We start from the raw sequence: 26708 nt of genomic DNA, 5'->3' as shown, positions 1-26708 counted from the left end.
ACTAAACACCACAGGCATTAAGGAACGGTTACGCCCCGGCCAGATCCGACCGGGGCGCGCAATCTGTCCGGATCAACGCGGCGCCATGCGGATCGCGCCGTCGAGGCGGATGACCTCGCCGTTCAGCATCTCGTTTTCGGCGATGTGGCGGGCAAGGGCGGCAAACTCCGCCGGATCGCCCAGGCGCGAGGGGAACGGCACCTGCGCGGCGAGGCTGTCCTGCACCTCTTGCGGAAGGCTTTCGAGCAGCGGCGTCAGGAAGATGCCGGGCGCGATGGTGGCCACGCGCACACCGTCACGGCTGAGGTCGCGGGCCATCGGAAGCGTCATGCCCGCGATGCCGGCCTTGGAGGCGGCATAGGCAAGCTGGCCGATCTGGCCCTCGAAGGCCGCGACCGAGGCGGTCGAGAGGATCACGCCGCGCTCGCCCGAGGCGGTCAGCGGCTCGGCGGCGACCATGCCTTCGGCGGCTTGCGAGGCGCAGTTGAAGCTGCCGATCAGGTTGACGCCGATGACCTTGGCGAACAGGGCCGGATCGTGGGCCACGCCCTTGGCCACGGTCTTGGACGCGGGCGCGATGCCGGCGCAGTTCATCATCACGCGCTCCTGCCCGATCGCGGCGCGGGTGGTGGCAAATCCCGCGCGCACGCTCTCGGGGTCGGCGACATCGACGCGGGCAAAGACCCCGCCCAGTTCCTTGGCGATGGCCGCGCCCGCCTCTTCGTTGAGGTCGAAGATGCCGACCGGCGCGCCGGCCTCGGCAAAGGCGCGGGCGACTGCCGCGCCCAGGCCCGATGCGCCGCCGGAGACGACGATGGGGGTGTCTTTTGAAATCTGCATGTCCGGTCCTCCCGATTAGGTTCGCGGGCCGGGGTAGCAGCCGCCCGGGCGCGGCGCAATCGGGGACGCAGCGTCTATTGCGCGGCGATCCCCTGGGGCGCGTCATCGACCGGGGCAAGGGCGCGCATCGCCTGGTATTGGCTGAGAAAGACCTGGCCCGACAGCGACCCGAGGAAATGCGTGCGCGCGAGGCGGTCCATCACCGGCCCCTTGACCTCGGACAGGTGCAGGGTGATGCCCATGTCGGCCAGCCGCCGGTCGATGTCTTCGAGGCTTTCCAGCGCCGACAGGTCGATCACGTTCACCGCCGAACACATCAGCACCACGTGTTTCACCGGCTGGCCGCGCCCGATCCGGTCGAGCAGATAGTCCTCGATATAGCGCGCATTGGCGAAATAGAGGTTTTCGTCCAGCCGGAGCGTCACCAGCTCGGGGTGGGTCAGCACGTCGTGGCGGTTGATGTTGCGGAAATGCTCGGTGCCCGGCACCAACCCGACCTCGGCGATGTGGGGCCGCGAGGTCTTGTAGAGATAGAGCAGGATCGACAGGACCACGCCCGCCGACACCCCGGCCTCGACCCCCAGCCCCAGCGTCAGGGCGATGGTGGCGGCGACGGCGATGAAATCGGCCTTGGAATAGGCCCAGGTGCGCTTGAGGATCGAGAAGTCGACCAGGCTCAGCACCGCAACGATGATGGTGGCGGCCAGCGTCGCCTTGGGCAGAAAGAAGATCAGCGGCGTCAGGAACAGGGCCGCGAGCGTGATGCCGATGGCGGTGAAGGCGCCGGCGGCCGGGGTCTCGGCGCCCGCGTCGAAGTTCACCACCGAGCGCGAGAAGCCGCCGGTCACCGGAAAGCCGCCCGACAGCGCCGAGGCGATGTTGGAGGCGCCAAGGCCCACAAGCTCCTGATCGGGCTGGATGCGCTGGCGGCGCTTGGCGGCCAGCGTCTGGGCGACCGAGATCGACTCGACGAAGCCGATGATCGAGATGATGAAGGCCGACCCGGCCAGCGACGACCACAGCGACAGATCGAAACTGGGAACGGTCAGGGGCGGCAGGCCCGACGGCACGTCGCCGACGATGGCCACGCCCCGCTCGGCCAGGCCAAGGCCCCATGTCACCAGCGTCGTCGCCACCACCGCCATCACCGGGCCGGCCTTGGCCAGAAGATCGGCGAGGCGCGCAGGAAGGCCCAGCCGGATCACCGCGGGCTTCAACCCCTTGCGCACCCAGAATAGGAACGCCGTGGCGCTGGCGCCGATTGCCAGGGTGATCATGTTGGTCTCGCCCAGATGGGCGATCAACGAGCCTGCCAGCGCGAACAGCGAATGTCCGCCCGCATCGATCCCGAGGATGTGTTTGAGCTGCGACACCGCGATGATGATGCCCGAGGCTGTGATGAACCCCGCGATCACCGGGTGCGACAGGAAGTTCGCGATGAAGCCCAGCCGAAACAGGCCCATCACCAACAGCATCAGCCCGGACAGGAACGCCAGCGCGATGGCGGCCACGATGTAGTCAGAGGTGCCCGGCAGCGCGAGGTTGCCCACCGCCGCCGCGGTCAGGAGCGACACCACCGCCACCGGCCCCACGGCCAAGGCCCGCGACGTGCCGAAGATCGCATAGGCGATGAGCGGCAGGATCGAGGCGTAAAGCCCCATTTCCGGCGGCAACCCGGCCAGCAGCGCATAGGCCAGCGATTGCGGGATCAGCATGATGGTGACGATCAGCGCGGCAACGCTGTCGGATGTCAGCGCGCTGCGGTCATACTGCCGCCCCCAGTCGAGAATGGGCAAATAGCGGCGCAGCGCCCCCGTCGCGGGGCGGTGAACGGAACGGGCCATGGCGGCGTCCTCGGTGTTTGAACGGGTCTCGGGATCGCGCCCCGGCGCGGCGGTGCGCCGGAACGTCTGGTGGAGTGCGTCGGGTGTGCTCAGCCCGCCTTGCGGGCCTTCACGGCGTTATAGAGGATCTCGCACCGCGTGCCGGTGCGGCAGAAGGCAAAGACCTTGCCCGGCGTCTCGGCCATCGCCTTGGCAAACCCGTTGATCGCGTATTCCGTCGGGTTGCGGTCGGCTTGCGGCACATAGCGCGGCTCGATCCCGTGGGCGCGGCAGGTGTCCGCGATCTCGTCCCAGTCGGGCTGGCCGGCCTCTTCGCCATCGGGGCGGTTGCACATCACGCATTTGTAGCCGGCAGCGGCGATCCTGGGCACGTCTTCGGGACCGATCTGCCAGGCCACGGTGACCTGATCGTCCAGTTCCTTCCAGTCCATGACCGCCGCGCCTTTCATAGCGTGTTCACCGGCACCTTGAGGAAGGTCTTGCCATCCTTGTCCGCCGGCGGCATTTCACCGGCGCGCATGTTGACCTGAAGCGACGGGATGATCAAGCGCGGCATCGCCAGCGTCGCGTCGCGTTCGGTGCGGAACTTGACGAAATCCTCCTTGGTCTTGCCACGTCCGACGTGGATGTTGTGTTCTTTTTCCTCGCGCACGGTGGTTTCCCACTGGATATCGCGTCCGTTCGGGCCGTAGTCGTGGCACATGAACAGCCGGGTGTCCTCGGGCAGGCTCAGCACGCGCTGGATCGAATCGTAGAGCGTGCCGGCATCGCCGCCGGGGAAATCGGCCCGCGCCGAGCCGCCATCGGGCATGAACAGCGTGTCCCCGACAAAGGCCGCATCGCCGACCACATGGGTCATGCAGGCGGGCGTATGGCCGGGCGTGTGCAGCGCGACCACGTCCATGCCGCCGATCCGGTAGGTATCGCCATCCTTGAACAGCCGATCGAACTGGCTGCCGTCGCGCTGGAACTCGGTGCCTTCGTTGAAGACCTTGCCGAAGGTGTCCTGCACCACGGTGATCTTCTCGCCGATGCCGATCTTGCCGCCCAGCTTTTGCTGGATATAGGGCGCGGCGGACAGGTGGTCGGCGTGGACATGGGTTTCGATCAGCCATTCCAGCTTGAGGCCGTTGTCCTCGATATGCTTGATGATCTTGTCGGCGTGTTCATAGGTGATGCGCCCGGCGGCATAGTCGATGTCCATCACGCTGTCGATCACCGCGCAGGCGTTGCTGTCGGGGTCTTTCACCACGTAGGAAATCGTGTTGGTGGCCGGGTCGAAGAAGGCTTCGACCTCGGGTTTGATCGAAGGGTCGACGGGTAGTTGCATCGCAAGGTCTTCCATGTCTCGCATCCGTTTCTGCCGGGCAGATGATCCGGCCTGACGCGCGCGCGGCGCGGGGTGGATTGACCCCGGCGCGCCTGTGCGCCGGGTGGGTTTTCCCTTATCTAGGGTGCGGGCGGGGGTCAGTAAAGGGTCATATGCCATCTTTTGAATTTGTTTCCCATTCCCCCTGCCCCCGGCGTCACGCCGTGGCGAAGACCCGCGCCAACCACGACCGCTGGATCGCGGCACGGGCCAGCAGGATGCCCAGGATCATGGCCCCGACAAAGATCAGGACCGCCGGATCGCCGGTGCCAAGCGCCGGTAACGCCGCCCCCGGGCAGAACCCCGAGATGCCCCAACCGATGCCGAACACCGCCGCGCCGCCGACGAGCTTGGCGTCGATTGTGCGGCTGGTCGGCACCTGGAAACGGGGCGAGAACAGCGGCCGTTCGCGGCGGAACACCAGCCGGTAGCCGATGGCGGTCACCACCAGCGCCGAGACCATCACCACCAGAAGCGTCGGGTCCCAGATCCCGGCAAAGTCGAAAAAGTTCAGCACCTTGGCCGGGTTCATCATGCCGCTGATCGCAATGCCGACGCCAAAGCCCAGTCCGGCGAGATAGATGAGAAACAGTCGCATGGCTCAGCCTCCGATCACGTGGCGGATCACGAAGACCGTGGCCGCCGTCGATGCCATGAACGTCGCCGTCGCCACGATCGAGCGCGGCGACAGGCGCGCCAGCCCGCAGATGCCGTGGCCCGAGGTGCAGCCTGACCCGTAGGTCACCCCTGCCCCGACGATCAGCCCGCCGACCACCAGCATCCAGGTCGACACCGGCACCTCGATCGCCGGCATCTGCCCGGTTACGGCGAATACCGCCACCGGACCCGAGATCATGCCCGCCATCAGCACCGCCCGCCAGGCCCACTCGCCCGAGGACGACGGCGACATGACGCCGGCCAGGATGCCGGTCGCGCCGAATACATTGCCGCGCAGCGCCATCAGCAGCACGGCCCCCAACCCGATCATAGCGCCACCAACTGCGGCGCTCACCGGTGTGAACGTCGTTTCGATCATCTGTTCTTGCCTCACTCAAGATATGTCTGTTCGCAAGGCCAGCTTGCATACGCCCGCCGGCGGATGCAACCGTGTATTCAGATAAATGAATTTGTTGTGATCGGCACCACCGCCCCGCCCGGGTCAACCGGACGGGGCCGTATGGGCCGCGGTCGCCTGATGCGCGCTACATGCCCGTGGCCGCGCGCGCGATCTCGTCGAGCAGCGCCTCGACCTCCTGCATCGGGCCTTCGGGCAGATTGCGATAGCCGACCGCGACCTCACCGTCGGCCTCGGTGACGAAGATGCCATAGGGGCAATGGGCGATGTTCATCGGGTCGGCCTCCATCACCTTGCGGCTGAGGACGGCCGAGCAGAACAGGTAGATGTCCGCCGCCTCGAAGATGGTCGCGCCCGAGCCGACATCGACGCCGGTGCGGTTGAGCATGTCGCCGGTGTGGCTGACATAGTCGATCACCAGCCCCTTGCCGATGATGGCGTTTTCCACGGCGAAGGTCGCGTCTTCAAAGCTGCCGTCGTAGGCATAGGTGGTCGCCTGCCCGCCCGAGGGGCCGTTGGCGAGGGCGCCGGTCACGGTGGCAAGCGCCAGTGCGGTGCCCAGGATCAAGGTGCGCATCATCTGTCCTCCTGTGATGGTCCGAAACGAAAATGGCAGGGCCGCGCGGGCCCTGCCATGATCGAGGTCAATGGGGTGTTCAGCCGAAGATGTCGGCCGAAATCCCCTCGTACCAGCCGATGCTTTCCTCGTAGGTCTGCTTGCGCAGCGCCGCATCCTCGCCGGGCTGGCTGATGAAGCTCTCGACCGAGGCGATCTTTTCGTCGGTCGCCTCGTAGGACGCGCCGACCTTGACGCCGTTGTCGGTATCGATCAGCGACCAGCAGGTGTTCGAGTACTTGGCCGGGAACATCTTGGAATCGGTCAGCGCCGCGCGCACCGACATCGCCGCAACCTTGGCCTGGCTGTTGGCCGAGAAGCCCGATTTCGGCATGTCGCCCTGCGCCGAGGCATCGCCGAGAACATAGATGTTCTCGTCCGCCCGGCTTTGCATCGTGTGCGGCGACACCGGCGCCCAGTTGCCGTCGTTGATGCCGGCGGCCTCGCAGATGATCCCCGCCTTCATCGCCGGGATGACGTTGCAGACATCGACCTTTTCGACGCTGCCGTCGATATCCACCGTCATTTCGTCGGCATTGACCGAGACGTTGTTGCCGCCGAAGTCGGGCCCGATCCGCTCGACCATGCCGGGATAGTTGTTGTTCCACCCCTCCTCGAACAGCCCCTGCTTGGAGAACTTCTCTTTCGGGTCGATGATCAGGATCTTCGCCGTCGGATTGATGTCGCGCAGCAGGTGCGCCACCATCGACACCCGCTCATACGGCCCCGGCGGGCAGCGGTAGGGGTTGGGCGGCGCCACCATCGCGAACAGCCCGCCCTCGGGCATCGCCTCGATCTGGGCCTTGAGCAGTTCGGTCTGCGAGCCGGCCTTGTAGGCGTGCGGCATGGCGTTCTGCTTGGTCACGTCCCAGCCGGGCACCGATCCGTCGACAAAGTCGATGCCGGGCGACAGGATCAGCCGGTCATAGGGCAGCGTGTCACCGCCGGCCAGTGTCACGGTCTTGGCATCGCGGTCGACCCCGACGGCATAGTCGTGGATCACGTTGATGCCGTATTCCGAGGCCAGGGTGCCGTAGGAATGCGCCAGGCTTTCGATCGTGCGGAATCCGCCGATGTAGAGGTTCGAGAAAAAGCAGGTGTAGTAGGTGCGCGTCGGTTCGACCAGGGTGACGTCGATCGCGCCATCCGCATCCTTGGCGATATAGCGCGCCGCCGTGGCACCGCCGGCGCCGCCGCCGATGACCACCACCTTGGGCTTGCCGCCGTGGCTGGCGGCATAGACGTGTGGTGCGGCCAGCGTCGTCGCGGCAACCCCCGCGGACGCGGCCATGAAATGGCGTCTGTTCAGTTTCATGTTGTTATTCCTCCCGTGGTTTCTCGGACCGGGCTTCGCCTCACTCGAGGCCCTCGAAATACGCGGCCAGCGCCGCGATCTCCTCGTTCGACAGCCGCCCTGCCATCATCTGCATGACGGGGTGCGGTCGCACTTTTTCCTTGTAGGCGTGCATTGCGACGACGAAATCCTCGCTCGGCCAGCCGATGATCGCCGGAATGCCCTGGTCGTCGCCGTCCAACTGGTGACAGGTCGTGCACTCGCTTGACAGATATTCACCATAATCCTTGTCGCCCTGCAAAGCGAGGATGTCTTCGCTGAGTTCGACTTCGCGCGGCATCGCGGTCGGCGCCGCCTCGGGGATGTTGGCCGGGCTGGCCGAGAATTGCCGCAGATAGGCCAGCACATCGGCCCGCTCTTGGGGGTCGTCGAGCCCGTCGAAGTTCATCCGCGTGTCCGACGCGAACGCCTTGGGGTTCTCGATATAGGCCCCGAGCGCGTCGAAATCCCAGAACAAGCCATCGGCGCCCATCCGTTTCAAGCCGTCGGAATACCGCTTGAACCCCTCGAGCGAACCGGCACGCCGCCCGAAGATGCCATTGAGATGCGGCCCGACCCGGTTGAACGCGTCCGGGCCGACCATGTGGCAGGAAAAGCATTTGCGGAACACCTTGGCGCCCGCTTCGGCGTCACCAAAGCCGCTCTGCCCGGCGGCGGGGGCGACCAGCGCGAGATAAAAGGCGGCGAAAACAACGGGTCCGGGTCTTGTCATGGCTCAAGACTAGCCGAATGGGATCGTTCCGACAATAATATTCATACGTATTGGTTTCGGAATTTGTCACAAATGACATTCATCTTTTGCTGCAGGTGCAACATTATTGCGGCGCCTGCATCATTGCCATATCTCGACCTCCTGACCCTCCTCGCGCATCCGGTCGGCGCGGGCCTGCAACCAGCGCTGGAAATTCGGCTCGTCGCGGTAGCCGTCGCTGGACACGTAGTCGAGCGCGGCAAGGTGGTGGAACGGCTTGAAATAGCCCGGCAGCACGAACACCAGCGCGTCGAGCGCATCCGTCGGCGGCGCCTCGCCGTCGCCCATGGTGAAAAACAGCGTGGTCGGGGTGAAACTGGCCCCGAGGCTGCGCACGAAGTCCTTTTCCGGCATGACGCGCCCGTCGAAATCGGTCACCTCGCGCGACCCCCACATATCGAGCTGCACCACGAGGTAATTGTCCTCGATCGCCGTCACGATGTCCTCGCGGGCGAAATTGACGTTGTGCATCTCGGCGCAATAGGGACAGCCGCGTTGTTCGACCAGCACCAGCAGATCCTTGCCCGCCGCGTTGGCCTCGGCCAGATCCTCGGCCATGTCGAGGAATGTGTCGGCGAGGAAGGGTTGTTTGTGCAGCCCGTCATCACCGACCTCGGCGGCGAAACCGGGCGCGGCGAACAACGCCAGCGCCAGCGCGATGCGAACGATTGCGGTCATCATGTCCTCCCTTTGGCGCAGGATAGCACAGTCGCGCCCTGCACCGCTTCACATCCGGGCGAGGCTCAGGCGCCCGCCACCTCGACCGAGGTGTTCGGCGCCACCGTGACGGTGCCCAGCCGGCGCACATGGTCCTCGACCACGTCCCAGATCGGCGGGCCCTCGGTGCCCTCGTTGACGCTGGCCCAGCCGGCAACGACATAGCTCTGGCCCGGGTCGATCGCCTCGCCGCTCGACAACAGCACCATTTCGGAAATCCGCTCGCCCTGCGGCTTTGCGATGTCGATCCGGTAGCCAAGGCCGCCGACCCGCACCATGTCGCCGCCCTGCTGGTAGTAGGGGTCGGGATTGAACAGGTTGTCGGCCACGTCCTCCAGCACCACCTTGAGGAATTCCCCCGTCATTTCCGTGCGGTAAGCCTGTCCGTAGCTCATCGAGGTGACGTTCCAGATATCCTCGCGGGTGATGTCCGCCCCCGGCAGAAGCGACGGCCCCCAGCGCACGCCCGGGCTCAGCGCGATCTCGGCATCGCGCTCCGAGATCAGCGCGTCGCAGATCAGGTCGTCCCAGGAGCCGTTGAAATTGCCGCGCCGGAACAGCAGGCTGTCGGTCCGGCCGATCACCTCGGTCAGATCATCCAGATAGGGCGCGCGTTCCGCCTCGATCGCCGCCGCGACCTCCGGGTCGGGCGCGATCACGTCGGAAAATACCGGGATCAGCTTGTGGCGAAAGCCCATCATCCGCCCGTCGCGCACATCCAGGTCGACGCGGGCGACGAACTTGCCGTTCGACCCCGAGGCGACGATCAGCGTCTCGCCCACCAGCACCGGCTCGGGCAGCGCGTCATGGGTATGGCCCGACAGGATCACGTCGATGCCCTTGACCTGCCCGGCCATCTTGCGATCCACGTCAAAGCCGTTGTGGCTGAGGCAGACCACCAGGTCGGCCCCCTTGGCGCGCACCTCGTCGACCATCTGCTGCATATGCGCATCGCGGATGCCGAACGAGTATTCGGGGAACATCCAGCCCGGGTTGGCAATCGGCATATAGGGGAACGCCTGCCCGATCACCGCGATGTTCACGCCGCCCCGCTCATAGAATTCGTAAGGCTTGAACAGCTCCGCCGGCTCGTCCCACTCGGCATCGAAAATGTTCTGGCCCAGGGCGGCGAAGGGCAGACCCTCGACGATCTCGGCCACCCGCGCGCTGCCCAGCGTGAATTCCCAGTGAAAGGTCATGGCGTCGGGTTTCAACGCGTTCATCACGTTGACCATGTCCTGCCCCGCCGTGTGGTGACAGGTGTAGGAGCCATGCCAGGTGTCGCCGCCATCGAGCAGGAGCGCATCGGGCCGCTCGGCCCGGATCGCCTTGACCACGGTGGCCACCCGGTCGAGCCCCCCGACCCGGCCATAGCTTTGCGCCAGCGCCGAAAAATCGTCATGCGTCAGCGCATAGGCCGAGGCCGAGCCGTCCTCGATGCCATACCGCGCCCGGAAATCCGCGCCGGTCAGATGCGGCACCTTGCCCTTCGCGGCGCCGACCCCGATGTTGATCGAAGGCTCGCGGAAATGGATCGGCACCATCTGGGCATGGATGTCGGTGACATGGATCAGCGAGACGTTGCCGAAGGTGTCGAACCCGAGCAGATCGTCCTGGGTCAGCCGCTGTTGCGCCGCCAGCCGCGCCCAGTTGCCGAAACCCGAAGCCCCGACCAGCGCCGAGGCCGCCATCGAAACCTGCAGAAAATCACGCCGTGAGATCATCGCAGCCCGTGCCCTTCATCTTGGTGAAAATACTCCGGGGGGGCCGGGGGGCTGGCCCCCGCTCCGGTCGGGCCGGCAGCGCCGGCCCGATCCCCGTCAGTTGCGCACCGACGGTCCTTCGACCGACAGCCCGTTGCCCCGGCTCGCGACATAAAGCTCGAGCGCCACGAATTCCGGGCTGCCCGGGTTGAAGGTCTCGGCCCTGGTGTCGCGCACGCAGCCCTTGAAGCGGCTGTGGACCCCGTTCAGCTTGGTGTTCTTCAGCCGGTAGGTCGGAAAGCCGTTGGTCTGGCCCTGGCTGAGGTGGTCGGCGCGGATCATGTTGCCGTAATTGTCCTCGTGACAGGACGCGCAGCTCAATTCGAGCTGGCCGAACCGGGTGTAGTAAAGCTCGCGCCCCATTTCCCAGGTTTCGGCGGCGGGTCCGTCGATCGCCACGTCCATCGGCATCCCGCGCGACACCGAGGCCAGAAGCGCCTCCATCGGGATCGACTGGCCCTTGTCGGTGCCCCAGGGCTCGGCGCCCATCCGGTTCACCCGGCAGTCGTTCATCATCATCTGGAGGGTGAAGACTTCGCCCGCGGTCTCGTTCCATTTCGGATAGACCGGCCGGACCCCGGCCATGTCCTCGGGCGCGCCGTGGCAATCGGCGCAGGCCTTGCCCTCGCTGCCGTCGGGCGTCGCCCAGACCTCGCGGGCCGCGTCGACCCAGATCATCCCGGGGTTGTCGAAATCGTCCATTTCCATCGATTGGGTCTCGTCGCTGCGAAAGCGCCAGCCCGACAGGATCTCGTCGAAGGCCCCGTCAAGATGCGCCGGGGCGGCGGTGCGGGTGACGATCTCGATCTCGCCGTTGATGATCAGTTCGGCGTTCTCGTCCGCCAGCGCCGGCGCAGCCGCGAGCGCAGCGGCGAATCCGAGCGCCGCGAAGTGAAGCGTGTTCGCTTTCATGTTGTTTTTCCTCCCTGTGCCCGGATCACCCGACGGTGATCGGGCTTGACGCCTCGTAGACCGAGCCGTCGTCGTCATACCAGGTGAAGCTGAACTCGCCGCTCGCATCGACCCTGGCTTCGAATTCGAAATACGGGTTCGTCGAGATCGCCGGCTCCATCTTCACGTCGACCACGGTTTCGCCGTTCAACGCGCAGACGAAGCGGTTGATGATCGAACGCGGGATCACGTTGCCGTCGCCGTCCTTGCGCAGGCCCGACTCCATCGGGTGACTGATCAGGGTCTTGAGCGTGACGACCTCGCCAGCGGCGGCGGATTTCGGGGCCTTGACCCGGGGTTTCACACCAGATGCCATGTTTTCTTCTCCTTTTTCCGGGTGCCGCTCAGCCGCCGCAGCCGCCGATGGTGACTTTGATGGTGGCGCTGGTCTGGATGAAGCTGCCATCGGCCATGCGCGCGATGGCCAGCACATCCTGGGTGCCGGCCAGGCGAATGCGGGTCGCGGCGGTCTGCGACCCGGCGGCGGGACCGAAATTGAAGGTCGCGACCGGCGGCGACGGGTTGCCGGTGGCCAGGATCAGGATCGCCTCGGCGCCCGGGGCGGAGACGCCGATCGGCACGGTGTTGCCGTTCTCGGCGATCTCGGGCGCCTCCAGCGTGATGTCGCCGGTCCCGATCTCGGCCCCGCCGGTGAATTCCGCGATCTTTTCTTCCGCCGCGGCAGTCGCGCGCAGCGGCAGCATCGCCACCGCGGTTGCCCCCAGCCCGATGGCCAGCGCGTCACGTCGAGTGAGTTTCATGTAGGTCTCCCGTTGTTCAGGTGGTGTCAGGCGCGTCAGTCGAGCGTCATCAGGAACGCCACCGCGTCCTCGATCTGCTGGGCGGTCAAGAGCGGGCCGAAGGTGTCGTCGGCGGCCTTGCCGGTATAGGCCTTGCCCGGGCGGATGAAGCCGTCGACACGGTAGAACGACGGCATCACGCTGTCCGGAAAGACCTCTTTCGAGTTGACCAGGATGGCGCGCAGCTCGGCCTCGGTCCAGCGGTCGCCGGCCCCGTCGAGCAACGGCCCGACCTCGCCGTGAAACGGCACGTCGGCCAGCGCGGTGACCTCGTGGCAGGCGATGCAATTGCCGATGGATTTCGACGACAACACCTTGGCGCCCTCGGCCGGATCACCGGCCACCCCGGTCAGCGATTGCGGGATGGTGCCGTCCTGCCAGACGACATCGCCCGGGGCAACGGTGTCGGCGTGCGCGACCCCCAGCCCCGCAACCCACAGCACGAGCGTGAATACTCTGCGCTTCATGTCTCCTCCCTGAATTTTTTCTTTTTGGTGGTCATGGACGCTAGCGGGGCTGCGACATTTTGACAACAACAAATTCTGAAACTTGAATTAATATTTCTCAAAACCACTGTGAATCGAAACGAAGTTCCGCTGGCGCCGGATCTGAAAAGACCAGTGTTCTCCGAGACATGGCGCGCGTCAGTCCCCTGTGCCCGCCCCCTTGGCCTCCTGGCGCGCGTTGAACATGCGGGCGTGGTATTTCTGGAAATTCTCGCCGCTCAGGTAGCCCTCCTCGTTGACCCAGACCAGCAGATCCCACATCGTCTCGGCCCCGAACGCGCCCGGCAGGGTGACCGCCGCCGCCTCGGGCGCGCTGACCCCGTCGTCAACCTCGGGCGGAAAGAACATCAGGGTCGGCGTGAACATCACACCCCATTTCATCGCCATGTCCTTTTCGGCCAACGCCTCGCCGTCGAAATCGGTGACCTCGACATCGCCGAACAGGTTCATCTGCACCACGAAGTAGTTGTCGCGCACATAGGCGTCGATGTCCGGTCGGCTCAGCACATCCTCGTGCATCTTGCGGCAATAGATGCAGCCGCGCTGCTCCCACATGACGAGCAGCCGCTTGCCCTCGGCCCGCGCCTCGGCAAGGTCTTCTGCCATGTCCTTGAAAGTGTCGCGCATGTAGTCGGTCTTGTGCAGACCGTCATCGCCCATCGTCGCCCCGATTGCGGGCAGCGCCATGAGAAAAGCGGTCACGAAGCCAAGGAAATGTCGCATCTGTCGTCCTCCCGGTTTCAACCCATGTTCGAGAACACGGGGAAAGTTTCGATCATCCAGTTCGAGATCGCGTTGACCGATCCGGTCGCGATCAGGGCGGCAAAGACGATCAGCATCACGCCGAGCACCTTTTCGACCACCGGCATGTATCTGCGGTTCTTCGCCATGAAGCGCAGGAACGGCTTGGCGAACACCGCCGCGATCACGAACGGCGCGGTCATGCCCAGCCCGAACACGACCAGCAGCGTGCCGCCCTGCCACAACGTATCCTTCATCGAGGCGACGAACAGGATCGAGGCCAGCACCGGCCCGACACAGGCGGTCCAGCCGAACCCGAAGGCCAGCCCCATCACGTAGGCGCCGACCACGGTCGAGGGGTCCATTTTCGACTGCACCCGCGCCTCGCGCATCAGAAACGGGATGCGGATGATCCCGAGAAAATGCAGGCCGAAGACGAAGATGATCGCGGCGGCGGCGTAACTCAGCACCTCGCGCCACTGGGCAAAGACCTGCCCCAGCGCCGTCGCGCCCAGCCCGAGCAGCGCGAAGATCGTGGTCACGCCGAGCGCGAAGAGCGCCGCTGACACGACCAGCCGGCGCTGCGCCCCGGGCGCGATCTCGTCCTCGCCCTGCAGTTCGGACATCGAGATGCCGGCCATGTAGCTCAGGTAGAAGGGCACCATCGGCAGGATGCAGGGCGTGAAAAACGCAACGAACCCGGCCAGCGCAGCGCCGCCATAAGAGATTTCACCGAACATCCGTCCTCCCGGGCGCCCTGTCTTTTCCGCCGTTTCGGCCGGCGTTCACGCAACATTCTTGATCCTGACGCATTGTCAAATTATGATCCGTGCAAGCGACCGGTCAAGGGACTCGACCCCATTGGATGTTTTTTCGCTCCGCCGGCTCCTACATTCTGGGGCATTTGCGCTTGTCGCCGCGACCGCGCAGGCTGCGGATCTGGTGATGGTCGAACAACCCGGCTGCGTGTATTGCGCCGAGTGGAATGCCACGCTCGGCCCGATTTACCCCAAGACCCCGGAGGGCGCCTTTGCGCCCTTGCAGCGCGTGCAAAAAGCCGCACTGAACGAGTCAGGTATCGCCTTCGCCAGACCGGTCGTCTATACTCCGACCTTCGTGCTGGTCGAGGATGGCGCCGAGATCGGCCGGATCGAGGGCTATCCGGGCGAAGATTTCTTCTGGGCCATGCTCGGGCTCATGCTGGCCGCCAAGACCGACTATGACCCCGACCGCGGGGCCGGTGGCGACGAATTGAATTGACCGTCCGTTCCCGCTAAGGGAAACGGACCCGAACAAGTGAATTGTTGGGAGAAACCGGATGACCCTGCCCGTGATACGGGAAGACATGTCGGAAGATGACATGGACAAGATGATGGCCAGCGCCTGCGACGCTTCGGCGCTCTTGAAGGCGATCAGCCACGAAGGGCGGCTGATGATCCTGTGCCATCTCGTCACCGGCGAGAAATCGGTGACCGAACTGGAAGAATTGCTTCACGCCCGCCAGGCGGCAGTGTCGCAGCAGTTGGCCCGGCTCCGGCTGGAAGGGCTGGTGACGCCCCGGCGCGACGGCAAGGCGATCTATTATTCGCTCGCCGACGACCGGCCCCGGCGCATCCTCGAAGTGATCTACGAAATGTTCTGTTCGGTTCCGAAACAGGCGCCTGCGGGCGAGATCGACTAGCGTTTCGGCCTCGTCGCGCGGGCCGGACCAGTCGTGAGCGTTTTCTCTGCGCGTTTGCCACGGATGCAAGGGGGGCGGCGGTTCAGCACCCCGCCCCGGCGCAAAGATATGAAAACCCTGACCGAGCCTGGCTGCGCCTAGCCCTTGGGCTTTCGGGGTTTGCGCGGCGTCGCGCCCGATCCGGCGGGTTTGCCGGCCAACGACAGGCGCGCCCGGTTCTTCTTGCTCGACGGCTTGCCGACCGGCGGTTTCGGTCCCTTGGGGCGGCCTTCCGGGCTTGCCGCGCGCTTCGGCTTTGCCGCGCCGGACTTGTAGGGTTTCCAGCCTTTGCCCTCGCCCGCCGCGCCCGGCTTGGGCTTGCCGTGCCGCGGCTTGGTCTTGTGGGCCGGTTTTGCGCCGCCCTTGGGTTTTTTCGCCCGAGGTTCGGGCGCATCGTTCCAATCGACCGGCGTTGTCGTTCCGAGTGTTCTGGCCTTGGGCGCAGGGGCCGCGCTGTGCGGCTCGGCGGCCCGCGGCGCCTGTTCCTTCGGGCGGGCGGGCCTTTCGGGCCTCGGCGCACGGTCGAAACTCGGGGGCGAGTCCAGACGGGTCAGCGCAGCCCCGCCTTCCAGCGTCATCGCCGGGCCGATTGCCGCGAGAAACCCGGCGACCGCACCTTCGCGCAGTTCGATCAGCGAGACATCCGGCTGAATGCGGATCGCCCCGATATCGTCGCGCGACACGTTCCCCAACTTGCACAGCATGGGCAGCACGCGCCTTGGTTCGGCGCCGACCGCCGCGCCGCCTTCCAGCGAGAACCACACGCTGGGGCCGAACGGGGCGCGCGGTTTGGGCGCCTCGTTCGCGTCGGACAGGTCTTCGGGGGCCGAATGACGCTCGCGGTAGAGCCGGAGATAGGCGGTGGCGATCTGTTCGGCGGTGAAGGTTTCGCACAACGTCGTCACGATGGCGCGGTCGGATTCCTCCGCCGGCTCATGCCAGTCAGGACTGGCGAGCATGCGCTGCTCATCCTTTGCCGAGACCGCTTCGGCCGAGGGCGCCTCGGACCATTGCGCCGTCAGCTTGGCCCAGCCAAGCAGCCGCTCGGCCTTCTTGCGCGCGGCGGGCGGCACGATCAGGGCGCTCACGCCCTTGCGACCGGCCCGGCCGGTGCGCCCGGAGCGGTGCAAAAACGTGTCCTGGTTGGTCGGCAATTCGGCGTGGATCACCAGATCGAGGTTCGGCAGGTCGATCCCGCGCGCCGCCACATCGGTGGCGACGCACACCCGCGCGCGTCCGTCGCGCATCGCCTGCAAGGCATGGGTGCGTTCGCTCTGCGACAGTTCTCCCGACAGGGCGACGACGGAAAAGCCGCGGTTGGACAGGCGCGTCGTCAGCCGGTTGACCATCGCGCGCGTGTTGCAGAATACGATGGCGTTGGGGGCCTCGTAGAACCGCAAGACGTTGATGATCGCGTTCTCGCCGTCGCGCGCCGAAACCCTGTAGGCGCGATAGTCGATATCGGCGTGCTGGCTCGCGCCGCTGGTCGTGGCGATGCGCACCGCGTCCTTCTGATAGCTCTGGGCGAGCCTGGCGATGGCGGCGGGCACCGTGGCCGAGAACATCAGGGTCTGGCGTTCGGCCGGAGCGTTTTCCAGGATGAACTCGAGATCCTCGCGAAAGCCCAGGTCGAGCATCTCGTCGGCTTCATCGAGGACAACCGCCTTCAGGGCGCTCAGGTCGATGGAGCCGCGCATGATGTGGTCGCGCAGCCGTCCGGGGGTCGCCACCACGATATGCGCACCGCGTTCCAGCGCACGGCGTTCGTCGCGCATGTCCATGCCGCCGACGGTCGAGGTGACAACGGCCCCGGTATTGGCAAACAGCCACGCCAGTTCGCGCTTGACCTGCATCGCCAGTTCGCGCGTCGGTGCGATCACCAGCGCCAGAGGGGCACCGGCGGGATCGAAGACATCGCCGTCCCCCAGCAGCCCCGGCGCAATCGCGAGGCCGAACCCAAGGGTTTTGCCGGACCCCGTCTGGGCCGAAACCAGCAGGTCCTGGCCGACGATATCGGGGTTCGTCACCGCCTCCTGAACAGCGGTCAGCGACGTATATCCGCGCGTTTGCAGCGCATCTGCCAAGGTCTTCTTCACAGCCGTTCCACGTTCGTTGAGTTGCTTGGTGTCCGGGCGGCCCGCAATCATTTGCCAACCGACAAGGGCGCGCGTGTACGCCCTTGGGAGAGGGATGTATAGGTCTGTTGCGGATCGCGTGACCACGACGGCGACCCCGACACCTGCCAGAAAGGCGTGTTGGTCCGCGAGGCGGCCGCCGCAAACGACCGATATTGCCCTGATCCAGCCCCGGCCCCGGCGCATCACCGCCCGCCCGGCGCGATTTTCCTTGATCACAACCCCCGACCTCTGCGCAGAATGATCCGTGACGCGCGCCAAAGCGGCGCGCAGCCGACACCGCGTCCGAGGGGAGGAGGGCACGATGTTCGACATCATCAGCGATGCCAACCTGGCGGCCCTCGCCGGGCTGGTTGGTGGCGTGATGCTGGGTCTTGCGGCCCGGCTGGGCCGATTCTGCACCCTGGGCGCGATCGAGGACATGCTTTATGCCGGGTCCACCGTCCGGATGCGGATGTGGGGCATCGCCATCGGCACAGCGCTGATCGGAAGCTTCACGCTGATCGCCACCGGCCTGCTGGTGCCCGCCGAGGCGGTCTATCTGCGCTTTGCCTGGGTGCCCTGGGCCTCGGTCGCGGGCGGGCTGGTGTTCGGCTATGGCATGGCGCTGGCGGGCAATTGCGGATTTGGCGCGCTGGCACGTCTGGGCGGCGGCGATCTGCGCGGGCTTCTGGTGGTGCTGGTGATGGGGTTGTCGGCCTATGTCGCGCTGTCCGGTCCGTTGGCGCGGCTGCGGGTCGCGCTGTTTCCCGAACGCGCGCTGGCCCCGGGCGAGGACTTGCCCGGGCTGGCGCATCTGGCCGAACGGCTGACCGGGGTTTCGGCGCCGCTGATCGGCATCGCGCTGGGCGCGGTCCTGATCGCGGTGACGCTGGCCAGCCCCGAGATGCGCAATCGCAAGGCGCTGCGACAGGCGCTCTGGGGCGCGGTGGCGGGGCTGGCGGTGGTGTCGGGCTGGGCCGCGACGCAATGGATCGCGGCCACCGGGTTCGAGCCGGTGCCGGTCGAGAGCCACACCTTTTCCGCCCCGCTGGGCGACAGCATCATCTACCTGATGACCTCGTCCGGCGGCGCGCTCAACTTCGGGGTCGGCTCGGTCGCGGGGGTGCTGCTCGGGGCCTTCATCGGCTCGTCGATCCGGCGGCATTTCCGCTGGGAAGCCTGCGAAGACCCGCGCGAATTGCGTCGTCAACTGGCCGGCGCGGCATTGATGGGGCTTGGCGCGGTGGTGGCCTTCGGCTGCTCGATCGGCCAGGGGCTGTCGGCGTTCTCGGTGCTCTATTACGGTGCGCCGGTGACATTCCTCGCCATCTTCGCGGGCGCGGCGCTGGGCCTCAGACACCTGATCTCCGGCTTTGCGCCCGCCGAATAACCCGGGTGCCTTTCGCATCCGCGCGTCACCGGCTAGGGTCGCCGAAAGGCGGCAGGACAGGCAGCACATGACAGAGACCTTCACCCCGGGGCCCGGCAAGAGCCGCGATCTGCGCGATGCGCTTGGAACCTTTGCGACCGGCGTGACGGTGGTCACGGTGGCCTCGCAGCATGGGCCGCTGGGCATTACCGCCAACAGTTTCGCCAGCGTCTCGCTCGATCCGCCGCTGGTGCTGTGGTGCCCGGCCAAGGCGTCGCGCCGCTTTGAGGCTTTCGTCACCGCCGAGCATTTCGCCATCCACGTGATGGGCGAACACCAGGACGCTCAGACGGTCGGGTTCTCGCGCTCGGGGACGGCTTTCGACACCTGCGACTGGACGCCGTCAGAGCACCAGGTGCCGCTGATCGCGGGCTGCCCGGCGCGGTTCGAATGCACCACCCGCGACCGGATCGACGCCGGCGACCACGCCGTGATCATCGCGCGCGTGACCCGCGTGACGACCGAGCCGACCCGGCCCCGGCTGTTTCATGCGGGTATCTACGGCGGGTTCACGCCGCTGAACTGAATCGCACCTCAGGGCATCAGGATCGAGCGGCGATCGTAGCTGGCGCTGTCGGTGGTGCCGTCGTCGTAGTCCAGATCGATCTTCACGGTCTCGATCGAGCCCAGCGGATAAACGGCATGCAGCGGTTGCTCGGGGGACTTGATCGCGTTGGGCTTGGCTTCGTCCGCATGACACGGTTCGCCCTGCCAGGTCTTCGACGGTTCGCCATTGACCGAGTAGCGGATCGAATCGAGACCGCAGCGCCAGTCCATCAAATGCGTGAAATCGAGCAGATCGTTGCCATCGAACTCACGCACCGAAACCCAGTTGGCGCGGGTCGCGTCGAGGATCGGCCTGATCTCTTCGGCGGTGGTGAACTGCTGCGCATAAGCCGGCGCAAGCGCCGGCAGCGCCAGCATGAGCGCGGCAGTGGTCAGGGTCTTGAGATTCATTGTCGCTCTCGCCTCATTTCGTCGTCACGCGGCTTTCCCTCGCGCCGCGTGCGCCTATAGTGACAGAAGTTTCAGGGGCAGGCAAAACACGGATGAGTGGATCAGCGGAAAACCCTCCGGCGTTCAACGTGATGGTGGTGGGCCAGGCCGGGCGGCTGCAATACGAAGCCCTGTTGTTCGCCTCGTCGCTGCGGCTGGCCGATCCCGGCTTTTCCGGGCGGCTGATCGTGGCCGAACCCCAACCCGGCGGCGCCTGGGAGCGCGAGACCCGCATCGCGCCCGATGTGCGCGCCGAGCTTGAGCATCTCGGCGCCGAGATCATCCCGTTTCAGGCGGTGCATTTCGGCCAGTCCTATCCGCAGGGCAACAAGATCGAGGGGCTGGCGACCCTGCCCGAGGGCGAGCCGTTCGTGTTCTTCGACAGCGACACCCTCGTCACCGGCCCGCTGTCGCAGGTGGCGTTCGATTTCGATCGCCCATCGGCCTCGATGAACCGCGAAGGCACATGGCCCGAGCCTGAATTATACGGCCCCGGCTACAGCGACATCTGGGCCGCGCTTTATGACCGCTTCGGGCTGGATTTCGCCAGTTCGCTCGACCCGGCCCAGCCCGAGGAATACTGGGAGCGCTATCTCTATTTCAACGCCGGCTGGTTCTTCGGTGCCGATCCGACCCTGTTCGGCCAACGTTACCTCGAAACCGCGCTGGCGATTCGCGACGATGCGCCCGAGGAACTGGCGCTGCAAAGCCTCGATCCCTGGCTTGACCAGATCGCGCTGCCGCTGGTGATTCACGGGCTTGGCGGCGGGCGGCCCGGGCCGGAGCTGGACGGGCTGGACGGCGACGTGACCTGCCACTGGCGCGTGCTGCCGCTGGCCTACGCGCGCGAGAGCGACCGGGTGATCGCGGCGCTGGAGGCGGCGGCGGCGCCCAACCGGATCAAGAAGGTGCTCAAGGGCTACGACCCGATGCTGCGGATGATCTACCAGGGGCGCGGGCAGAAGGTGCGCGACATGTTCGACCGGGACGACCTGCCCACCAAGGAAAAGAACATCCGCAACCAGATCAAGCGGGCCGGCTACTGGATGCGGTGAAGCCTAGATGATCCGCGCGCCGAGGGTCTCGGCCCAATGCGCCAGCCGCGCCGCGCCCACTCGCTCACGGGCAAGCGCCGACAGTTTGGGGTCGAGCCGTTCGACAACCTCGACGGTGATCGCCTTAGTGTCGGTCCAGGCCGTCTGCATGTCACCACCCAGCCCTGCCCCCTGACGCAGCATGAAACGCACCCGGTTCTCGAAGGATGCAGGGTCCGGCGTGAGCTTCAGCCAGACCCCGGCCCCGATCCGAACCGACGCGATGGCCCAGTCTTCCTTGCGCTCGCGCCACTGTGCCTTCGCTGCGCGCCGGTCCATTTTGTCCATACATCTTGACCTTGCTTTAACCCGGGTATAAATGCGGCGTAGCTGATTAATATCCGGGTGTAAATATGACAACCGACAGGTTCACCGCCTTTCAGGGCAGCAAACGCATCGCTCAAGGCAGCCGCGAGGCGCTTGCCCGAGAGCTTTCGCCCCTTGGCCCGCATCCCGAAGGTCTGCTGGTCTTTTCCGACGACAGCGGCAGCCAGACCGACCTCGACCTGACCGGCACCGCCCCTGCCCCGCGCGGGCGGCCCAGGCTGGGGGTGAAGGCGCGCGAGGTCACGCTTTTGCCCCGGCACTGGGACTGGCTGGCGCGTCAGCGCGGCGGGGCGTCACCGGCGCTGCGTCGCCTGGTCGAAGAGGCGATGCGCGCCGACCGGGATGGCCCGACCCCCGACGCCGCCTATCGCTTTCTCAGCGCCATCGCGGGCGATCTGCCCGGCTTCGAAGCCGCGATCCGCGCGCTTTACGCTGGCGATGCGGACGGGTTCGCGGCGGCGATGGACGGTTGGCCCGGCGACATCCGCGACCACGCGCTGACGCTGGCGGGTTATCCGGCCCCCTACCCCGCGAACACCTGAGCCATGTCGCGAAAGCCCTTGATCTCTATGGGGTTTCCTGACGGGTCACGGAAAAACATGGTCCATTGCTCGCCCGGCTCGCCCTCGAACCGGACGGTCGGCGCAATCACCCAGTCGGTGCCCGCCGCCTCCAGCCGGTCGGCCAGCGCGCGCCAGTCGTCGTAACCCAGCACCACTCCGAAATGCGGCATCGCCACCATGTGCGCGCCCACCTTGCCGGTGTCGGCGGTCGCGAACGGCGTGCCAAGATGCAGGCTGAGCTGATGGCCGAAAAAGTCGAAATCCACCCAGCTTTCGGTCGACCGCCCCTCGGTGCAGCCCAGAACCCCGCCGTAAAAGGCGCGCGCTGCCGCGAGGTCGGTCACGTTGATGGCAAGATGAAAGGGTGTGGGCATGGCGAACCTCGGTATGTCATTCGTCCCGACCCTATCGCGTCCGGAACCGGGTTCCACTGCCAAATCGACGAAAGAAACAGAGTTCTTTTGTCACCCATTCCACACACATGCGATTGCCCGGCTGCCGGAAATCCCATAGCGTCCGCGCAACGCAAGAATGGAGAACCACATGAGCGACGACAACACCCTGGCTTTTGACACCCTGCAGGTGCACGCCGGCGCCGAGCCGGACCCGGCCACTGGCGCCCGGCAGGTGCCGATCTACCAGACCACGGCCTATGTTTTCCGCGATGCCGACCACGCGGCGGCGCTGTTCAACCTGCAGGAGGTCGGCAACATCTATTCGCGCCTGACCAACCCGACGGTCTCGGCACTGGCCGCGCGGATCACGGCACTCGAGGGTGGCGCGGGCGGCGTCTGCACCTCGTCCGGTCACGCCGCACAGATCATGGCGCTTTATCCGCTGATGGGGCCGGGGCTGAATATCGTCGCTTCGACAAGGCTTTACGGCGGCACCTACACGCAGTTCACGCAGGTCTTCAAACGCTTCGGCTGGGAAACCAAGTTCGTCGATTTCGACGACACCGCGGCGGTCGAGGCGGCCATCGACGACAACACCCGCGCGATCTTTTGCGAGACCATCGCCAACCCCGGCGGCTATATCACGGACCTCGATGCCATTTCGGCAATTGCCGACAAGGCGGGCGTTCCGCTGGTGGTCGACAACACCTCGGCCACGCCCTACCTGTGCCGCCCGATCGAGCACGGCGCGACGTTGGTGGTGCATTCGGTCACCAAATACCTGACCGGCAACGGCACCGTCACCGGCGGCGCCATCGTCGACTCGGGCAAGTTCGACTGGTCGGCCTCGGGCAAGTTCCCGTCGCTGTCCGAGCCGGAGCCGGCCTATCACGGGCTGAAGTTCCACGAGGCGCTGGGGCCGATGGCCTATACCTTCTATTCCATCGCGGTGGGGCTGCGTGACCTTGGCATGACGATGAACCCGCAGGGCGCGCATTATTCGCTGATGGGGATCGAAACGCTGTCTCTGAGAATGCAGAAACACGTCGAGAACGCCGGCAAGATCGCGGCCTGGCTGGAAGCCGACCCGCGCGTCGAGGCGGTGACCTATCCCGGCCTCGCCTCGTCGCCCTATCACGACCGGGTCGCGCGGATCGTGCCCAAGGGCGCGGGCGCGCTGTTCACGGTCGCGCTGAAAAGCGGCTATGAGGGCTGCGTCAAGTTCGTCGGCGCGCTCGATCTGTTCAGCCATGTCGCCAACCTGGGGGACACCCGTTCGCTGGTGATCCATCCGGCCTCGACCACGCATCGTCAGTTGTCCGCCGAGCAACGTGCGGCCGCCGGGGCTGCCGACAACGTCGTGCGCCTGTCGATCGGCACCGAGGATGCCGACGACCTGATCGCCGACCTCGATCAGGCGCTGGCCAAAGCATCAGCCTGATTTCGGGCCGCAGAGACAGGAAAGCCCCGTGCAGCGCGCGGGGCTTTTCCTTTTCATTCATGAGGTTGCGGATGTCAGATCATCCATCCGACCCCGCCATCAGCACCGCCGACAGCGGCGCCAGCGTGACCGTTTGCGCGCGGTTGCCAAGGCTCCATTCCAGCAGCGCCTGGATCGTGTCGGGCCGCGCCCGCGCGACCACGATCACGCCCCGCTCGCCACGCGCCCGGAAGGCGGCGTTGTCGAGAAAGCGGCGGATCACCACCGGCGCCTGGCCTTCGCCGTCGAGGTCGCGAAACACCAGCCCGGCGGCAACGCCTTCCTTGATCGCGGCCTTGTGGCCGGTGTTCAGCCCTTGCGGAAAGCTGACCAGCCCGTGCCCGCTCTCGGCCAATCCGGCGGCGACCTGCACCGCCCCCGCGCCCAGGGTCTGAAAGCCCGAGGCTTCGTCGACCATCGCGGCGACCGTGCGCTCCAGAAGCGACGCATAGGCCTCGAAGGTCACGGCGACATCGGTGGCGGTCGCACCCTCCGGCAGGGGCACGCTCAGCACGGTTTCGGCCCCGAGCGCGCGGTAGTAGCCCAACGCGTTCGCCGCATCGGGCGTGGCGGCATCGACCGCGACGGTGATCGGAAACGGCAGCTTGTCGAGATCACCCAGCCCGACCCGGTCAGGCCCCTGATCGAGCAGCAGAAACGCCATCATCGGCTGGCCCGAAGGCGCATCGAAGGGAATGGCGTTGCGGGTGAGCGCCGGCTCGCGGCCCGGCAGGGCGGCGATTTCCGGCGGGGCCGCGCCGATCGAGGGCAGGCGCCCGGTAATCACGCTGGCCGCACTGTCGCTTGCCGGTGTCTCCGGCTCCGGCTCGGGCTCGGGGGCGGGCGTGGCCGGCAGGCGCGGGGCCGGTTTCGGAGGCTCGGCGGGCACCACGACCATCGGCGGCGCGGTCCCGGTGTCGGGGGCGGTGTCGGGCGTGCCGGCCTCGGCCATGTCCGGCGTTTCGGTCGCGGCCGGCTCCGGCGTTTCCTCCTGCGGTGCGGCCTTTGGCGCATCGCCCGGCGCGGGGTCGTCCATCGCGTCCGCCGCCGCCATGTCATCGTCGGCCACGACCGGCGCCGGCGGCACCTCGGGCGCAAGGGGCTGTTCGGGCGAAGGCGGCGGGGTCTGGCGCGCCGGCTCTGCGGCGGAGGGGGCAGTGCTGCCCGCGGCCACACCGCCGGGTGCGCCGCCGTCATCCGCCGGCGACACCGGGGCCTCGGGCGCATCGCTTGCGGCCTCGGGCATCGGCGCGGGATCGGCCACCGGCTCGCCCGTCTCGGCGTCGGCCGGGGCCGCCATCTCCGGCGCATCCAAAGGCACCTGCGTCACTTCGGGCGCAGGCGGCGTGCGGGGCGCAGTGTCGGCGCCGGCCGCGGCCAGGTCGGCGGCCTCGACCGCCTCGGCCTCGGGCGGCACCTCGGACAAGGGTGCGCGCACCGGCCCGGTGGCCAGCGAGGCGATGCCCAGCCCCACCGCCGCGACGACGACGCCGGTCACGATCCCAGACAATACCCCGCGTGCCAAATCCGCCCCCTGTGCTTGCTCTGTGCCTGTCTCGTTTCCACCGGCGCGGCCCTTGACCCCGGGCGATGGCTCTGAACATGTATAGCGCGAGTGTTTCGACAGAAAACCCCCTTTGCCGGACAGGCCGCGCATGATCCTCTTGATCGACAATTACGACAGCTTCACCTACAACCTCGTGCACTACCTTGGCGAACTGGGTGCCGAGGTGAAGGTGGTGCGCAATGACGCGCTGGGCGTCGACCAGGCGATGGCGCTCGGTCCCGAGGCCATCGTGCTCTCGCCCGGCCCCTGCACGCCTGACCAGGCCGGCATCTGCCTGCCCCTGACGTTGGCCGCCGCCGAGGCGGATGTGCCGTTGCTGGGCGTGTGCCTGGGTCACCAAGCGATCGGACAGGCGTTCGGGGCTAGGATCGTGCGGGCCGATGCCATCGTGCACGGCAAGGTCGCCGAGATCGAGCACAACGGCAAAGGCGTGTTCGCGGGCCTGCCCTCGCCGCTCAAGGCCACCCGCTACCACTCGCTGACGGTGGCGCGCGACAGCCTGCCCGACTGCCTCGAAGTGACGGCCTGGGTCGAGGACGGCACCATCATGGGGCTGCGCCACCGCACCAAACCGATCGAAGGCGTGCAGTTCCACCCCGAATCCATCCGCTCGGAGCATGGCCATGAGATGCTGAAAACCTTCCTCGACCGGGCGAAAATCCCGGCATGAGCGACACGATCAAAACCCTGATCGGGGCGGCCTGCGAACGCCCCCTGACCCGCGCCGAGGCCGAACAGGCGTTCGAGATCCTGTTCGAAGGCGAGGCCACGCCCAGCCAGATCGGCGGTTTCCTGATGGCGCTGCGCACCCGCGGCGAAACCGTCGAGGAATACGCCGCCGCCGCGCACGTGATGCGCATGAAATGCAAGCCGGTGCGCGCGCCGAAGGGCGCCATCGACATCGTCGGCACCGGCGGCGACGGGCGCGGCACGCTCAACATCTCGACCGCCACCGCCTTCGTGGTCGCGGGCGCCGGTGTGATCGTGGCCAAGCACGGCAACCGCAACCTGAGTTCGAAATCCGGCGCGGCGGACGCGCTGGGGCAGATGGGCGTCAACGTCATGGTCGGCCCCCAGGTGGTCGAGGAGGCGCTGAAAGAGGTCGGCATCGCCTTCATGATGGCGCCCATGCACCACCCGGCCATTGCCCATGTCATGCCCAGCCGGCAAGAGCTTGGCACGCGGACAATCTTCAACATTCTCGGACCCTTGACCAACCCGGCGCAGGTGAAACTTCAACTGACCGGCGCGTTCTCGCGCGACATGATCCGGCCGATGGCCGAGACCCTCAAGGCGCTGGGCAGCGAGCGCGCCTGGCTGGTGCATGGCAGCGACGGGACCGACGAGTTGTCGATTGCGGGCGTGAGCCATGTCGCGGCGCTGGAAGGTGGCGAGGTCACCGAACGAGAGCTGCACCCCGAGGACGCGGGCCTGCCCCAGCATCCGTTCGAGGCGATCATCGGCGGCACGCCCGAAGAAAACGCCCGCGCCTTCCGCGCGCTTCTGGCTGGCGAGGCCTCGGCCTACCGCGACGCGGTGCGCTTGAACGCCGCCGCGGCACTGGTGGTATCCGGCAAGGCGGCAAACCTGTCCGAAGGCGTCGAGATGGCCAGCGCCTCGATCGACTCGGGCGCCGCCCGCGCCAAGATCGAGGGGCTGGCCCGCGTCACCTCGGCGGTCTGACCCCCGCCAC

Annotated in this window: 31 protein-coding genes; 9 read left to right on the top strand and 22 right to left on the bottom strand. The window is 66.5% G+C overall.

Annotation, left to right across the window (positions count from 1 at the left end):
• Positions 1-72 precede the first annotated feature (72 nt).
• The 17 genes from FVF75_RS10110 to FVF75_RS10030 all read right to left on the bottom strand — a co-directional run bounded on the left by FVF75_RS10110 (position 73) and on the right by FVF75_RS10030 (position 14067).
• Positions 73-840: an SDR family NAD(P)-dependent oxidoreductase gene (locus FVF75_RS10110; RefSeq protein ID WP_148377844.1), complete on the bottom strand. Its 768-nt coding sequence runs from the start codon at positions 838-840 to the stop codon at positions 73-75.
• Between the two features lie 74 nt (positions 841-914).
• Positions 915-2684 (bottom strand): SulP family inorganic anion transporter, encoded by a 1770-nt coding sequence (locus FVF75_RS10105; RefSeq protein WP_148377843.1) that lies wholly within the window; start codon positions 2682-2684, stop codon positions 915-917.
• Positions 2685-2773: 89 nt separating this feature from the next.
• Positions 2774-3133 (bottom strand): protein tyrosine phosphatase family protein, encoded by a 360-nt coding sequence (locus FVF75_RS10100; protein WP_148377842.1) that lies wholly within the window; start codon positions 3131-3133, stop codon positions 2774-2776.
• Positions 3130-4029, bottom strand: a complete 900-nt coding sequence (locus FVF75_RS10095) for an MBL fold metallo-hydrolase (protein WP_148377841.1) — start codon at positions 4027-4029, stop codon at positions 3130-3132. Before FVF75_RS10095 ends, FVF75_RS10100 begins: the two co-directional genes overlap by 4 nt.
• Positions 4030-4210: 181 nt before the next feature.
• A complete protein-coding gene (locus FVF75_RS10090) occupies positions 4211-4651 on the bottom strand; it encodes a DUF6691 family protein (protein WP_148377840.1) in 441 nt (146 codons plus the stop codon).
• Between the two features lie 3 nt (positions 4652-4654).
• The gene (locus FVF75_RS10085; RefSeq protein ID WP_148377839.1) at positions 4655-5089 is read right to left on the bottom strand and encodes a YeeE/YedE family protein; all 435 of its coding nucleotides are present in this window, start codon (positions 5087-5089) and stop codon (positions 4655-4657) included.
• A gap of 166 nt (positions 5090-5255) precedes the next feature.
• Positions 5256-5705: a DUF302 domain-containing protein gene (locus FVF75_RS10080; protein ID WP_148377838.1), complete on the bottom strand. Its 450-nt coding sequence runs from the start codon at positions 5703-5705 to the stop codon at positions 5256-5258.
• 79 nt (positions 5706-5784) lie between these two features.
• Complete coding sequence (locus FVF75_RS10075) at positions 5785-7059, bottom strand: NAD(P)/FAD-dependent oxidoreductase (RefSeq protein ID WP_148377837.1); 1275 nt, start codon at positions 7057-7059, stop codon at positions 5785-5787.
• A gap of 40 nt (positions 7060-7099) precedes the next feature.
• Positions 7100-7810, bottom strand: a complete 711-nt coding sequence (locus FVF75_RS10070; RefSeq protein ID WP_148377836.1) for a c-type cytochrome — start codon at positions 7808-7810, stop codon at positions 7100-7102.
• A 120-nt stretch (positions 7811-7930) separates the two neighbouring features.
• The gene (locus FVF75_RS10065) at positions 7931-8527 is read right to left on the bottom strand and encodes a thioredoxin family protein (RefSeq protein WP_187393036.1); all 597 of its coding nucleotides are present in this window, start codon (positions 8525-8527) and stop codon (positions 7931-7933) included.
• Between the two features lie 65 nt (positions 8528-8592).
• Entirely contained in the window at positions 8593-10290 is a 1698-nt protein-coding gene (gene soxB, locus FVF75_RS10060; protein ID WP_148377834.1) for a thiosulfohydrolase SoxB, read from the bottom strand.
• Positions 10291-10386: 96 nt separating this feature from the next.
• Positions 10387-11241, bottom strand: a complete 855-nt coding sequence (soxA, locus tag FVF75_RS10055) for a sulfur oxidation c-type cytochrome SoxA (protein ID WP_148377833.1) — start codon at positions 11239-11241, stop codon at positions 10387-10389.
• A 25-nt stretch (positions 11242-11266) separates the two neighbouring features.
• Positions 11267-11596, bottom strand: coding sequence for a thiosulfate oxidation carrier complex protein SoxZ (gene soxZ, locus FVF75_RS10050; RefSeq protein ID WP_148377832.1), 330 nt, complete (start codon positions 11594-11596; stop codon positions 11267-11269).
• Between the two features lie 28 nt (positions 11597-11624).
• Entirely contained in the window at positions 11625-12041 is a 417-nt protein-coding gene (gene soxY / locus FVF75_RS10045) for a thiosulfate oxidation carrier protein SoxY (RefSeq protein WP_148377831.1), read from the bottom strand.
• Positions 12042-12076: 35 nt separating this feature from the next.
• Positions 12077-12547: a sulfur oxidation c-type cytochrome SoxX gene (gene soxX, locus FVF75_RS10040; RefSeq protein WP_148377830.1), complete on the bottom strand. Its 471-nt coding sequence runs from the start codon at positions 12545-12547 to the stop codon at positions 12077-12079.
• A gap of 177 nt (positions 12548-12724) precedes the next feature.
• Positions 12725-13309, bottom strand: coding sequence for a thioredoxin family protein (locus FVF75_RS10035; RefSeq protein ID WP_148377829.1), 585 nt, complete (start codon positions 13307-13309; stop codon positions 12725-12727).
• Between the two features lie 17 nt (positions 13310-13326).
• On the bottom strand, positions 13327-14067 hold the full coding sequence (locus FVF75_RS10030; protein ID WP_148377828.1) for a cytochrome c biogenesis CcdA family protein: 741 nt from the start codon (positions 14065-14067) through the stop codon (positions 13327-13329).
• 205 nt (positions 14068-14272) lie between these two features.
• Between FVF75_RS10030 and FVF75_RS10025 the strand changes: the two genes are divergently transcribed.
• Complete coding sequence (locus FVF75_RS10025) at positions 14273-14587, top strand: thioredoxin domain-containing protein (RefSeq protein ID WP_246138057.1); 315 nt, start codon at positions 14273-14275, stop codon at positions 14585-14587.
• Between the two features lie 58 nt (positions 14588-14645).
• A complete protein-coding gene (locus FVF75_RS10020) occupies positions 14646-15008 on the top strand; it encodes an ArsR/SmtB family transcription factor (RefSeq protein WP_148377827.1) in 363 nt (120 codons plus the stop codon).
• A gap of 137 nt (positions 15009-15145) precedes the next feature.
• Here FVF75_RS10020 and FVF75_RS10015 read toward each other — a convergent pair whose 3' ends face one another.
• On the bottom strand, positions 15146-17143 hold the full coding sequence (locus FVF75_RS10015; RefSeq protein WP_148377826.1) for a DEAD/DEAH box helicase: 1998 nt from the start codon (positions 17141-17143) through the stop codon (positions 15146-15148).
• Between the two features lie 343 nt (positions 17144-17486).
• On the opposite strand from FVF75_RS10015, the gene FVF75_RS10010 reads away from it, so the two are divergent.
• A complete protein-coding gene (locus FVF75_RS10010) occupies positions 17487-18554 on the top strand; it encodes a YeeE/YedE family protein (RefSeq protein ID WP_148377825.1) in 1068 nt (355 codons plus the stop codon).
• A gap of 67 nt (positions 18555-18621) precedes the next feature.
• Positions 18622-19119 carry a flavin reductase family protein gene (locus FVF75_RS10005; protein WP_148377824.1) on the top strand — a complete coding sequence of 166 codons (498 nt, stop codon included), beginning with the start codon at positions 18622-18624 and terminating at the stop codon, positions 19117-19119.
• Positions 19120-19127: 8 nt separating this feature from the next.
• Here the strand turns inward: FVF75_RS10005 and FVF75_RS10000 are convergent, their stop codons facing one another.
• Positions 19128-19550 (bottom strand): hypothetical protein, encoded by a 423-nt coding sequence (locus FVF75_RS10000; protein WP_246138056.1) that lies wholly within the window; start codon positions 19548-19550, stop codon positions 19128-19130.
• 92 nt (positions 19551-19642) lie between these two features.
• Here FVF75_RS10000 and FVF75_RS09995 point away from each other — a divergent pair, with 92 nt between their 5' ends.
• A complete protein-coding gene (locus tag FVF75_RS09995) occupies positions 19643-20644 on the top strand; it encodes a hypothetical protein (protein WP_148377823.1) in 1002 nt (333 codons plus the stop codon).
• Positions 20645-20647: 3 nt separating this feature from the next.
• Here the strand turns inward: FVF75_RS09995 and FVF75_RS09990 are convergent, their stop codons facing one another.
• Complete coding sequence (locus tag FVF75_RS09990; RefSeq protein WP_148377822.1) at positions 20648-20971, bottom strand: GIY-YIG nuclease family protein; 324 nt, start codon at positions 20969-20971, stop codon at positions 20648-20650.
• A 65-nt stretch (positions 20972-21036) separates the two neighbouring features.
• Between FVF75_RS09990 and FVF75_RS09985 the strand changes: the two genes are divergently transcribed.
• The gene (locus tag FVF75_RS09985; protein ID WP_148377821.1) at positions 21037-21552 is read left to right on the top strand and encodes a DUF2239 family protein; all 516 of its coding nucleotides are present in this window, start codon (positions 21037-21039) and stop codon (positions 21550-21552) included.
• Here the strand turns inward: FVF75_RS09985 and FVF75_RS09980 are convergent.
• Complete coding sequence (locus tag FVF75_RS09980) at positions 21534-21947, bottom strand: VOC family protein (RefSeq protein WP_148377820.1); 414 nt, start codon at positions 21945-21947, stop codon at positions 21534-21536. The genes FVF75_RS09985 and FVF75_RS09980 overlap by 19 nt on opposite strands.
• A gap of 169 nt (positions 21948-22116) precedes the next feature.
• Here FVF75_RS09980 and FVF75_RS09975 point away from each other — a divergent pair, with 169 nt between their 5' ends.
• On the top strand, positions 22117-23409 hold the full coding sequence (locus tag FVF75_RS09975; protein ID WP_148377819.1) for an O-acetylhomoserine aminocarboxypropyltransferase/cysteine synthase family protein: 1293 nt from the start codon (positions 22117-22119) through the stop codon (positions 23407-23409).
• 79 nt (positions 23410-23488) lie between these two features.
• Here the strand turns inward: FVF75_RS09975 and FVF75_RS09970 are convergent, their stop codons facing one another.
• Positions 23489-24946, bottom strand: a complete 1458-nt coding sequence (locus tag FVF75_RS09970) for a divergent polysaccharide deacetylase family protein (RefSeq protein WP_187393035.1) — start codon at positions 24944-24946, stop codon at positions 23489-23491.
• 157 nt (positions 24947-25103) lie between these two features.
• Here FVF75_RS09970 and FVF75_RS09965 point away from each other — a divergent pair, with 157 nt between their 5' ends.
• Complete coding sequence (locus FVF75_RS09965; protein WP_148377817.1) at positions 25104-25685, top strand: anthranilate synthase component II; 582 nt, start codon at positions 25104-25106, stop codon at positions 25683-25685.
• The gene (gene trpD / locus FVF75_RS09960) at positions 25682-26698 is read left to right on the top strand and encodes an anthranilate phosphoribosyltransferase (protein ID WP_148377816.1); all 1017 of its coding nucleotides are present in this window, start codon (positions 25682-25684) and stop codon (positions 26696-26698) included. Before FVF75_RS09965 ends, trpD begins: the two co-directional genes overlap by 4 nt.
• Positions 26699-26708: the final 10 nt, after the last annotated feature.

It is taken from the genome of Maritimibacter fusiformis (assembly GCF_008086115.1).
In the GTDB taxonomy this organism is placed as follows: Bacteria; Pseudomonadota; Alphaproteobacteria; order Rhodobacterales; family Rhodobacteraceae; genus Muriiphilus; species Muriiphilus fusiformis.
Note: the sequence above shows the minus strand (reverse complement) of the source record. Positions and strands in the feature narration are given on the sequence as shown.